Source organism: Bacillus pfraonensis (genome assembly GCF_050768835.1).
GTDB lineage: Bacteria > Bacillota > Bacilli > Bacillales > Bacillaceae_G > Bacillus_A > Bacillus_A pfraonensis.
On sequence record NZ_JAHCDO010000060.1, the window covers coordinates 1 to 11793 of the forward strand.

The 11793-nt window shown below is 33.1% G+C and carries 9 protein-coding genes and 8 pseudogenes; 10 read left to right on the forward strand and 7 right to left on the reverse strand.

Going from position 1 to position 11793, the window contains the following annotated elements; translation table 11 throughout:
• Positions 1-77: pseudogene (locus KFD70_RS27785) on the reverse strand (IS6 family transposase); the annotation flags it as partial.
• 149 nt (positions 78-226) lie between these two features.
• Here KFD70_RS27785 and KFD70_RS27790 point away from each other — a divergent pair.
• Positions 227-505, forward strand: a pseudogene (locus KFD70_RS27790) (hypothetical protein); the annotation flags it as partial.
• A 325-nt stretch (positions 506-830) separates the two neighbouring features.
• On the opposite strand, the gene KFD70_RS27795 reads toward KFD70_RS27790, so the two are convergent.
• The 3 genes and pseudogenes from KFD70_RS27795 to KFD70_RS27805 all read right to left on the reverse strand — a co-directional run.
• The gene (locus KFD70_RS27795; protein WP_336454448.1) at positions 831-2024 is read right to left on the reverse strand and encodes a hypothetical protein; all 1194 of its coding nucleotides are present in this window, start codon (positions 2022-2024) and stop codon (positions 831-833) included.
• Positions 2025-2086: 62 nt separating this feature from the next.
• Positions 2087-2824 (reverse strand): hypothetical protein, encoded by a 738-nt coding sequence (locus tag KFD70_RS27800; RefSeq protein ID WP_336454449.1) that lies wholly within the window; start codon positions 2822-2824, stop codon positions 2087-2089.
• Between the two features lie 500 nt (positions 2825-3324).
• Positions 3325-3408 (reverse strand): annotated as a pseudogene (locus KFD70_RS27805) (IS6 family transposase); the annotation flags it as partial.
• A 161-nt stretch (positions 3409-3569) separates the two neighbouring features.
• Between KFD70_RS27805 and KFD70_RS27810 the strand changes: the two are divergent.
• The 5 genes and pseudogenes from KFD70_RS27810 (at position 3570) to KFD70_RS27830 (ending at position 6842) form a co-directional block, all read left to right on the forward strand.
• On the forward strand, positions 3570-4427 hold the full coding sequence (locus KFD70_RS27810) for a hypothetical protein (RefSeq protein WP_336454450.1): 858 nt from the start codon (positions 3570-3572) through the stop codon (positions 4425-4427).
• Complete coding sequence (gene hfq / locus KFD70_RS27815; protein ID WP_241819274.1) at positions 4424-4612, forward strand: RNA chaperone Hfq; 189 nt, start codon at positions 4424-4426, stop codon at positions 4610-4612. The genes KFD70_RS27810 and hfq overlap by 4 nt, the downstream gene beginning before the upstream one ends.
• A gap of 3 nt (positions 4613-4615) precedes the next feature.
• A pseudogene (locus KFD70_RS27820) lies at positions 4616-5104 on the forward strand (IS6 family transposase); the annotation flags it as partial.
• A gap of 381 nt (positions 5105-5485) precedes the next feature.
• Complete coding sequence (locus tag KFD70_RS27825; RefSeq protein WP_336454451.1) at positions 5486-5815, forward strand: DeoR family transcriptional regulator; 330 nt, start codon at positions 5486-5488, stop codon at positions 5813-5815.
• Positions 5816-6098: 283 nt separating this feature from the next.
• Positions 6099-6842, forward strand: coding sequence for a carbonic anhydrase (locus tag KFD70_RS27830; RefSeq protein ID WP_336454452.1), 744 nt, complete (start codon positions 6099-6101; stop codon positions 6840-6842).
• A gap of 438 nt (positions 6843-7280) precedes the next feature.
• On the opposite strand, the pseudogene KFD70_RS27835 reads toward KFD70_RS27830, so the two are convergent.
• Together KFD70_RS27835 and KFD70_RS27840 are read right to left on the reverse strand one after the other, a co-directional pair.
• Positions 7281-7971: pseudogene (locus KFD70_RS27835) on the reverse strand (IS6 family transposase).
• 77 nt (positions 7972-8048) lie between these two features.
• Positions 8049-8933 (reverse strand): alpha/beta fold hydrolase, encoded by an 885-nt coding sequence (locus KFD70_RS27840; RefSeq protein WP_336454453.1) that lies wholly within the window; start codon positions 8931-8933, stop codon positions 8049-8051.
• Positions 8934-9119: 186 nt separating this feature from the next.
• Here KFD70_RS27840 and KFD70_RS27845 point away from each other — a divergent pair.
• From KFD70_RS27845 to KFD70_RS27860, 4 genes and pseudogenes are all read left to right on the forward strand, one after another.
• Positions 9120-9392: pseudogene (locus tag KFD70_RS27845) on the forward strand (IS4 family transposase); the annotation flags it as partial.
• Between the two features lie 67 nt (positions 9393-9459).
• Positions 9460-10146: pseudogene (locus tag KFD70_RS27850) on the forward strand (IS6 family transposase).
• A 379-nt stretch (positions 10147-10525) separates the two neighbouring features.
• Positions 10526-10717 (forward strand): annotated as a pseudogene (locus KFD70_RS27855) (NAD(P)/FAD-dependent oxidoreductase); the annotation flags it as partial.
• Between the two features lie 83 nt (positions 10718-10800).
• Positions 10801-11412: a class I SAM-dependent methyltransferase gene (locus KFD70_RS27860; protein WP_336454454.1), complete on the forward strand. Its 612-nt coding sequence runs from the start codon at positions 10801-10803 to the stop codon at positions 11410-11412.
• 134 nt (positions 11413-11546) lie between these two features.
• Here the strand turns inward: KFD70_RS27860 and KFD70_RS27865 are convergent.
• Positions 11547-11793 (reverse strand): zinc ribbon domain-containing protein (locus KFD70_RS27865; RefSeq protein WP_431613520.1); only part of this gene is annotated, 247 nt, incomplete at its 5' end.

Below are 11793 nucleotides of genomic sequence, written 5' to 3' on the forward strand. Positions count from 1 at the left end.
AAAGAAAAACGACAGTAGTAGCCGACAGCTACTAAAATAATATCTTTCTTGAACTGTTTCCCTTTAAAATATCGCATTTGTGATTCTCCTGGCTTCTTTTTTCTAGAGTGTATCCTCATTTAGAAAACTTTGCAACAGAACCAAAATACCTCATATATCATTCTCCTGCTCACACTTTTTCTACAGGTTATCTCAGTTTAGAAATCTTTGCAACAGAACCTCATAGATGACTCAGAAAGGCGCAAATACTACCTTAGTAAAGAAACGACTCAAAGCTGTTTGCATCGGCTTAGCAATGCTAGAAAACGTTTGGAATCAAAGACCCCATCATTACAACCAGGAAGATTTGACAGAAGCTCGCAGTGTTCTTATTGGTTTACTTCCATTAATTGAGAATATTTATGTTAAGTCAAAGGCTGTTAGTCTCCAAAGAACGCTTTTAGAAAGAAGAATAAAAGCGTTGAAACTAGCTATTCAAGTGATTGACAATCTTTCTTATAAATAACTTATCTAACTAAATAGAGTAACGAGTGCTTTAGTTCAATAAGAATTAAACCACTTTATTATTGATTTTTGAGTACCAATACATTTAAATGGATAAAAATTAAACAACTTTAAAGAGCTTTACTACAAAAAATGTAGTAAGGCTCTTATATTTTTATATCGAAATTAAATAACTTTATTATCACTTTACAGCTACTTCCTAAACATTGTTCTTCATTTACCAACCTGTGTATACTTTTTTCAAACTTTGCAACAGAACCAGTTTATTTATATGAAATGATTTTGAACGAAACATAATTAAAAGGAGTTTATATTAGATTACTTATTTAATTTTTTGAACCTAACACTTTAAAGTCATAAGCATGAATTGATTTTCCTCCCCGCACAGAGTTAATAATTTCTTCCATACCTATAACTTCACTTTCTTTAATCTTCTTCCCATTTTTTAAAGAGTAAATTTCTATATAATATTTACTTTTTCGATTTTTATCATACCGTAAGACATGTAATTGATTGTCCTTGAAGAAAGTTTGCTCATTGTATCTAACACCATCTGTTACATGATAGTCAATCTTAAACTTAGTATTTACTGTATTTGTCTGTGTATTAAACATAATAACGTTACCTAATCCATTTATAAAATATAATTCATTGTTATGTAGATATGCGGAATTGTTTTTTGTAAAAGGTATTGAAGCTGTAGTATCCTCTTCGGAAGACAACAAAATTAATTCTTGTTTTAATGTCGTTTTATTGATACGTAACAAATAAACTTTTCCTTTAATCGTATTACCATTTTCAACTAAAACCGTATAATAAAAATTTTCATCACTTAAAATAGAAGAATAACTAGAATATGACATATTTTTATCTAAACTAATTTCTGTAACACCTTCAAGCTTCATCTTTAAATCATTAAATGTTACCTTTTTTAGACTATATTCTTTTTTGTCTATATCTTGAGTTATGACCAAAATAGTTTCTTCATCCACTCCAGAGCTCATAAGATAATATGGGATATTTCCTTTATGAATACCTTTTTTATTACCATATACAATATTTGAATCATATCCTCCGGTATCAGGATTACTACCAGAATTATAGATGTTTACAAACAAGTCGATGTTTTTTAAATATGCTCTGTAATCTCCTGTATGTTGGTATTTCATCTTAAACTCTTTAAAGTTCTCTCCTACAATTTTAAGCTTATCCTTACTTTCTAATAAAAGTTCTTTTTTATTTTCTGATACTCCTATACCACCAAGCTCTAAACCATTCATTTTATAACCACTTGCTTCTCCATTCTTATTAATAAACACTGCATAACTAATACCTTTACCATCCATGTCTTGATCAGCTGTAGAAGAAAGATATACCACAGCTTGTTTATCCTTCAAAAAATCTTTTTTTTGAATATCTTCCTCAGATATCAAATCCACATTTGAGTTACTGAAAAAGAAAAAATAGACTAATATTGTAATCACAATTACACCTAAAATAACAAATAGTAGTTTTTTCATTATGATATATTCCTTTCTTACAAGAAGAAGTGCAACAAATGGATTCGTTGCACTTCTTTCTATTAGATATTTCGAACTACTGATGTCTGTTTCGCATCACGAACATCTCGTGGATATACGCCAGCGCCACCATCTTTGTCTAAATCTAAACCACCATTAAGCTGGTAAGCTGACCAGATAAGTTTTGAACAATTTTTAGCTCCATAATGACCAGTAGTTCTATTCGTGGCGAAATTATAAGAATATCCGTCTTTACCTACACGATTTTTCGCCCACCATGCAGCTTCATTTTTGTTTTGCCAAGTAGTATTTACAGATTTGACAACAGCGTCGCCTTTATCGACTTTACGAGCTGTTGTACTAAGTGTACGTACTCCATCACCTGGAACTGATTCTACAATTGTATTTGAATTATAGTACATACCAACATGTCCATGATTCAAATATGCAGTATATGAACCAGTATAAAAGAAATCGCCCATATTGCTATTACCTACAGATACTGTACCACCACTACCGCCTAACGTGTTTATTTTTTTATTTGCTTCTTTTTTACCTTGAGCTTCATCTGCTTTGAGTTCTTTATAAATTTGTTTAGTAATTGCCTCTTTCGTATTTCCTGTATTCTTTGCCATTTCATTAATACTTGATATTAATTCCGATGTACTCAAATCCGGTTGCATTTTCTTAATTTCATTCAAATAAGGTAAATCATCACTTTCTGCAAAAGTAGCAGTAGGTACAACTACAGCTGAAGTCATTAAACCCATTGTTAATACTAATGCATGTAATTTTTTCATATTACATCCCCCTTTTTGAAACTATTAATAAAAATACATATTTTACTAATAATTCATTTATTCGGAACATTACCCTCATCATATCTTACAAATAATGTATGTGTAAATGTGTTTTTCGGAAGAAAATTATTTCTCAAGACAACCTTTGGCAATGTATATAGAACAATCAGCAGTGAATATTTTTTGTCGGCTTGGCTGTATTGGGAGTATCGTGGAAAGAAATATTGCTCAGAATATTGTGCACACCTTGATGAAAATTAAAGGGGCTATGATTATGTTATCTAAAAAAGAAGTAATCTCTTTTCGCTCATTCATGGATCGGTCGTATAAAAGAAAAAAAGGAGTACAGCTATACAGTCAAAAAGGCACAATACATATCTCTTCCTAAATGGTAAAAATTATCAAAAGAAGGAAAAGATATGTACGATTACAAATTCGTGAAATGGTTCTGTTGCGAAGTTTTGTTAAGGTTAAGTGGTGCCAACAAAAAGTTGTACATTTTATGCGATTGTTAGTAGCTCCTGTAATTCATTGTATGTCGAAAAATCGAAGTCTGAGCCAAGACTTCGGTTTCGTTTTGACAATTACCTTGGTAAAGAATATTCGATTCTGATTGTCTAATATGCACTTTCAAACTTTGTCTATTTAAATAAACTTTGCTACTGTCCCCTAATTCATAAAGTTTGATGATACAATATAAAAGGAAAGTTTAGTCAATTCAGAAAATCGGAGAGGGGAAACAACGATGTCACTTTTACAGCAACATTTCGAAGAAAGACGTGGGTATATTTTCAATCGCCTAAAACAACCACAATATGTTGACCGAAGTATAGAGAAAATTCGGCAGGCTCAAAAAGAAATCAAACATACAGTACGAGCAATTAAGGATTTGTTTCTTCTCGATAGAACAACAAATCCTTGTTTACCGGACATCGCCCAGGTGTCGCTTCAACGTATCCTAGTATCAGAAGCATTTGAAAATATAAAAACCCTTGTTCCTTCCTCTATTCGAAAGTTAAGTGATGAAGAACGAGCAAAAGTATTAGATGAAACACTAAGTGTCGTCAACCAAGTCACGAATTTAGAACGAACAGTCTTTGTTATGATGTTTAATTCAAAAGAACAAATCCTCATGGATTTTTACAAAAAAAAGTGTAGATCGCAGACAGAGCTTCATTTTGATATTGCAGATAAAGACGGTTTTGATCAAGCGTTTTATCAAAAACGTATTGATGAGTTAAAAAATAATATTCGAGTGGCAGATTTTAGAAAGTTATGCGAAAATGAGCTCGATCCAAAGGACTTAGAATCATTCCAAAAGCGATATGAAGCAATTATATTACCAAAAGTACAAGAAATTGTTTCTCTCATTGAACCAAGTCTTATTAACTTAGATGTATTTTTAAATCCAGTTATTGAGTATGGTGTAGATCAAATTACATTAGATGACATGATAAAAAAATTAAGCAATAACCTTGTGTTACTTCACAAATTATCAAAAACCGAATATTGTCCAACCGTTGAAATGACGGTAAAAGAATATGCTTTTTTAGAAGCCATGAACGATTCTAAAAAAATAAAGGAGTTGCAACCATCTAAATGATTAATATTCAAGAGGATTTGTATCAGCAAGCAATAGAGACAAAAAAAGAAGTTATGATCATCTTAATGAACGGTTTCAGAGTACCTGGTAAGATTCTTGCAGTAGATAAATTCACGGTATTGATTTTAAATAACGGGAACCAACAATTGATCTATAAACAAGCTATTTCAACGGTTGTTCTTTAAAAAGACTCTTGGAGAGTTGATGAAACATATATTAAAGTAAAAGGGAAATGGATGTACCTGTATCGTGCCGTGGATTCAGAAGGGAATACCATTGATTTTTATCTAAGTAAATCAAGAGATAAACAAGCAGCCAAGTGCTTTTTCAAGAAAGCCTTGGCTTTTTCGTACGTTTCTAAACCTCGCGTGATAACAGTAGATAAGAACCTTGCCTATCCTGTAGCAATTCAAGCGTTAAAAGAAGAAAAACATATGCCCGAAGGCATAAAGCTAAGACAAGTTAGATATCTCAATAATATAGTAGAACAAGATCATCGCTTTATAAAGAAACGAATCCGTTCTATGTTAGGGTTCAAGTCTTTTAGCACAGCTACATCCATTCTTGCAGGAGTAGAAGCTATGCATATGATTAAAAAAGAACAGATTGATTTACAGGATCAGTCTGTTCAGAACCAGAAAGAATTCATCCATCAATTATTCGGACTAACAGCATAAAATACAATTCCACTAGAAATATATGCGCTATATTCTCTTTTATTTTATCTTTGCACCAGAACCCGATAGGGTTTATTTGGTATGCGTATTATTAAGAGTATGCTTCTATTTTAGGAATGCTTGACCCCTCAAAATGAAAGTACACTTTGTTTCCATTCTTAAGTTGATGGGCATGTATGGGGACCCCTATATATTGAAAATGTGAAAAATGTACCATCTAAAGTTAAAATACAAGTTTATGCAATAATTTACGAATAAATAAATTATACATACCCAAGAAATTACATTTTCTCAATACCTATTTGTTTCTATTAGTTATATATTTTAGTTAGATTACAGTAGTAATCTAACTAAAATATATTAAGCAAAGGGGAATGTAATATGGAAACAAAAGCACAACAATTAGTAGCAACGGTATTATCTCAACCAAAACCTTTAGATGGACAAAAAAACCGCTCAAGTGGGAACTTTAGTACTGAGAGCCTTCCTTCAGGTACACAATATTTAAAGTGGGAAATTGAGGGTGGAGGAAATCCAGATTTTGTTAGCTTTAATGTTATGAAAGATGTATCTGCTGGTACAGATCCCGTTGTTTTTCACGATGTATTAAGTGGTAATAGAACAAGTGTAGTATCAGCAAGATCATTGTATATTGCGAATCCTAAAAATGCATCTGAACCATTTACTGTAAGTGTATACGCCATTTTCTAATGCAGAAGGAAAGGGACTTCTTATCAGTCCTTTTCCTTTTTATTTATCACGAGTTAGTTATTTTCAACTGAAAAATAACTGATAGACATAAACATCCTTTGACCCATTTTTGCACGTTCTCGACAAAATCTCTAATTCCTTTTAATAGCAAATAATTAAATTTATACAACACTCTATCCAGTGTCAGATTGGTATATGTTGTATTATTCCCCCTTTTTGGGGGATGGGCAAAAACACCCAATATATATCATATGTACTCTATTTTTAGAAAGAAGGCGATAACATGAAAATAAATTTCATGTGGATAAGTTTACTGATATCTTCCCTACTTATCACAGGGTGTAATAACATAGCTTCAAATGACAAAAAAGAAAAGACAACTGCAACACATGAAGTAAATTACAAAGATCAAAAAAATTGGGAGTTTGAATCAGGCGATACACAATCACCAATCGCTATTGACACAACTAAGACACAGGAAATGAAAGACAATGGAGCAATCGAACTTAACTATAATAATGCTGTACTTGATGAAGTGGATAATGGCCACAGTATCCAAGTAGATGTTACTGGAACAGCAAAAATCAATGGTCGTTACTTTGATTTAACACAATTTCATTTTCATGCACCTAGTGAGCATAAACTTGATAGTAAGCATTATCCAATTGAAGCTCATTTTGTAAATAAAGCACAAGACGGTCGTTTAGCTGTTATTGGTGTGTTCTTTAAAGAAGGTTCAGAAAACCAAGGGTTCAAAAAAGTGATTGATAGTATTAAAAAAGGTGATAAGAACACTTCTGTTGGTAAAATCAATATTGCTGCTATGCTTCCTACCAACAAAAGTTATTATCACTACCTTGGTTCATTGACTACTCCCCCACTTTCAGAAAATGTTGAATGGTATGTCATGAAAAACCCGGTAGAAGTTTCAAAAGTACAAATAGAAGCTTTCCAAAGCTATTACAATAATAATAATCGTGACATTCAACCATTAAACGAACGTCTAATATTAAAACACGAAGAATAAATAAAATTGCCCCCCTACTAAACCCAATTAAATTAAGAGAAGGTATTAAATAAGGAAAAATCTATTTGAAGATTTTTCCTTATTTATTTTATTCCAAAAGGTGTACCTTTTGATACCGCAAACAGATTAGTAATAAATTTCTCAATATGGATATTACCAATATTCGTATTTATAATATTAAAAATTAACATTTAATGTAATATAATGAAAAAGTGATGGTTATCACCCTATTTGTTTCTCCTTATGCCATAGATAAGATCGAGTTCCTGGTCTTATCTATTTTTTTATATGGGGTAGTGACAGGGTTGCTGTCATAGACCGCAACCTAATTACTTAAATTTAATTAAGGAGTGTTTTTTATGTTACGTAGTACAGAGAAAGGTTCTGGTGCAAAAATAAAAGAGAATAAAGCACATATATTCCTAACGGAATCGTATCTTATGCTGCAAGTCCAAACAATTGATGAATGAATTCTTTCTGAGTTTGGACAGACTGATTCCGTAAATCAATCTGTTCTTTTGTAATCATATGCATGGCTTCTACTCCAGAAAGAATGGATGTAGCTGTGTAAAAAGATTTGAGCCCTAGCATAGAACGGATACGCTTCTTTATAAAACGATGATCTTGTTCTACTATGTTATTCAAGTACTTTTGTTGCCTAAGTTGCATACCATCAGGTATGCTTTTTTCTTTTTTCAACTGTTCCATTGCTATAGGATAAGCTGGATTCTTATCGACTGTTATAACACGAGGCTTTGAAACATGAAAAGACCGCAAAGCTTTCTTGAAAAAGTGCTTTGCAGCCTTCCGATCTCTTGTTTTGCTTAGGCAAAAATCGATTGTGTTTCCTTTCGAATCAACAGCACGATACAGGTACATCCATTACCCTTTTACTTTAATATATGTTTCATCAACTCTCCAAGAGTTATTTGTTTGTTTGAGGTAACGCCGAATCCGTTTGTCCAATTCAGGACCATACTGATGAACCCAACGCATAATCGATGTATGAGAAATAGATAAACCCCGTTCCTCTATCATTTCCACCAAATCACGAAAACTGAGATTGTACCGTTAATAAGATAATATCAGGCTGATAATGTTTCCATTTGAATAAATTTTGGTTTTCCATACTGATCATGCTCCTTTTTTAGAGTAGTAGTAGTATCAGTATATCTAAGTTTACTAGATTTCTTGCACCAGAATCGTTTACTTTGTATCTTGGATAATTGTTTGTAAAATAGATTCCCATATGTTAGGATCGTCAGGTAAGAAATGTCCTGCATCTTTCATATAATGTGTTGTTATATGAGGGTTCACTAAGGCTAATTTTTTTATTTCTTCTATTGAAGATAAAGTGTCGGCTGTACCATGCCAAATATGGATAGGGATAGAAATATCTTGAAAATTAAAGCCCCAATATTTTGCTAAGAGAGCAGGTTCTGCTACTGCTTCATCTACACTATTTCTTAATGCCTCTTTCATATGGATCATAGTTAACTTAATATCTTCATCTGTTTGAAGAAATTGTTGATCCCATTTGCATAAATGGGCATTCCCCTTTTTCATCCCCTGTATATATTTTTCAGGTTTTTTTTCCATTTGCTTTTTTTGAGTACGATATACCCATTTTAATAGCAAAGGTAATCGTTTGGAGAGAAAGAAAGCAATCCGATTTTCACGGCACATACTAGCTGGCGGCTTCTCATTCTCAAACGGAGTTGTACTAGAAACCATCTGTACAGATTGTAAACGTTCAGAGATTTTATAAGCACAAGCAGCTGCATAAGCACCTCCTCCTGAAACACCTATAATAGAAAAAGTTTGGAGCTTTAGTTGATCTGCTAATTCATTTACATCTTCTGCCCAATCCAGAACAGTTCGATTCCGTTTTGGATCAGAGAGTCCGTAGCCAGGTCTGTCTATTGAAAGAAGTCGTATCCCTAATCGTTTGGCTACCATATCATCTGTTAATGACCAAATTCTTGAACCAGGTGTACCGTGGAATAGCATGACTGGTAATCCATTTGTTTTACCATATTCAATGTAGGCTAACTTACGCCCATCTTGTAAAGTTATGATGTGATCTTTCATATTATCCACTCCTATAACAAATTACAAACCGACCGTTCAGTCTAATTTTATAACGAGAGTAGTTCCTTTGTAAATACTGGAATTTTCATTTTGTAACATAGCCCCTTTTGACTTCATTGTATCCTAAAACAATACCTTTTTAGTACAATTTAGATAAAAAGAGAATAGTAAGGATGGTATTTTTATATGAATCTCTCGATTCAAGATGAACTACAACCATTTGGGGAAGAACTTGCAAGAGAAATCGGTTTTATAAAGTGAAAACGTAAGTTTTCTGGATCAGACTTAGCTACTATTTGGATTAGTCAACGGGTGGCAAGTGATCCCCTAGTTCGATTATGTAGTAGACTTCATGCAACTACGGGTACTTTACTCAGCCCTGAGGGCTTAAATAAACGTTTAAATGTGAAAGCAGTTTTGTTTTTAAAACATATTTTTTCTTTGCTATTACAACAAAAAGGGTTCTGTTGCAAAGATTTCTAAACTAAGATAACCTGTAGAAAAAGTGTGAGCAGGAGAATGATATATGGGGTATTTTAAGGGAAAACAGTTTAAAAAGGATATTATTTTGGTAGCCGTCGGCTACTATTTTCGTTTTTCTTTAAGCTATCGCGATGTATCTGAAATCTTGAAAGAGCGTGGTATTTCGGTTCACCCAACAACCATCATGCGCTGGGTTCATGAATATGGAAATCTTATCTATCAAATTTGGAAGAAGAAAAATAAAAACGTTCCATTATCTTGAAAACTAGATGAAACCTATATAAAAGTCAAAGGAAAATGGTGTTATTTATATCATGCAATTGATAAAGACGGGCACACATTGGATATTCAACTTCGTAAAAAACGGGATCATCAGGCTGCCTATGCCTTTATGAAAAGATTAGTCAAAACGTTTGAAGAACCAGCGGTTCTCACTACAGACAAAGCACCAGCATTACTTTGCGCATTTAACAAATTAAGAGAACAAGGCTTTTATATACATACAACTCATTGTACAATCAAGCATTTGAACAATCTCATTGAACAGGACCATAGGCATGTGAAGCAACGTTTTTCCAAATCCGCAGGATTTCAAAATCTTCGCCACGCTTCCCGTACCTTGAAAGGCATCGAAACCATTCATGCTTTATATAAATGAAACCGAAGTCTTGGCTCAGACTTCGGTTTTTCGACATACAATGAATTACAGGAGCTACTAACAATCGCATAAAATGTACAACTTTTTGTTGGCACCACTTAACCTTAACAAAACTTTGCAACAGAACCAGAGAATAGTAACGTGCTTTTAACTGCAAGAATAGCCTAAATCCTTAAGTTGATGGATGTGGGGTATCGCCACATATCCATCAACTTAAGAAAACAAGTCACCCCAAAAACGATAAATAAGCTTTTTCGTTACAAGAAAGCCCAAATATTTCGTTCTGGGGTGTAATAAAACCCTAGATTGATAGCGATGTGGCCGTGCCTCTTTAAAAAAATGGTTAAAATTCCCTTGACGCTTAAAAATAGAGTGCTATAATAAATAAAAACATATGAACATATGAACAATTATTCATATGTTGTAAAAAGTAGATACTGAGGGGAACTATTTGTTAGATTTTATTATAGTTAGTGCTGGTCAAGCTGGTTTGAGCATGGGATATTACTTGCAAAAAGAAAGCTATAATTTTGTAATCCTTGATGGAGGGAAACGAATTGGGGACTCGTGGAGAAATAGATATGAACCCTTGGTTCTATTCACACATAGATTACATAGTTCACTGCCAGGAATGAAATTTCTTACAAGCTAGAACACATGTAGAAAACGAAATGGATGTCTTTGTCTTTTTCGTACTTTTTTATAACTATTAAGAGGTGTAAAAGGATGAAAAATCATACGAATAAACTTAAGTATAAAGGTATTTCTATAATTTATGATTACTTAATGAGTAACAAATTATTTATAAAGGCAAGGGGGCGAGCTTTCTCCCTTCTTCCCCTTAAGTCAAAACAAGATATTTTATTTGTTGGTGTCGGAACTGGAGAGGACTTTCGTTTTATTCCTTCAGATGTCCATATTACAGGAATTGATCTTTCACAAGATATGTTAAACAAAGCAAAAACTAAAATACAGGAAAATCAGGCTACACTTCTACAAATGAATGCAGAGCAACTACAGTTTCCAGATGAATCTTTTGATGTAGTATCTCTAAATCTCATTTTAAGTGTTGTTGAACATCCAAAGCAGGCTTTAGCTGAAGCTCTTCGAGTAACTAAACAAACAGGATTCTTATTAGTTTTTGATAAATTTTTACCTGAAGAATCGTCTTCCAGTATAAGTAGAAACATAATCAACACCATTACTTCCTTGCTTGGCACAGATATTAATCGGAAGTTCAGTGATATATGCAAGGATTTGCCAATAAAGATTGTATATGAGGAACCTTCTATATTTAAAGGAAACTATAAAATTATTCTTTTACAATGGGCAGTATGATGCTGAATTTAAACATAGCGTATACTGTGTCAGGATGTACTATATAGAATTTGAACTACTCACCACTTAACGTCCTTACGGACTGTTTGAAGTGGGAGATTCCTAAGTACAGAGTTCTATCGAACTCTAATGGATTAGGCTATCCCCGTAGTTCCTACGGTTAAGAGACGAATTGCTTCGTTTCTCAGGTTGATCGCTGCATTCCTATCTCTATCGTGATGTGTGCCACAAGAAGAGCAATTCCACTCACGAATTATTAGATTTTTAACGTTTTTATTCTTGTATCCACAATTGGAACATAACTGACTAGAAGCAAATGTTTTAGATACCACAACAACTTGTTTGCCATACCATTTTGCTTTATATTCCAACATCGTTCGA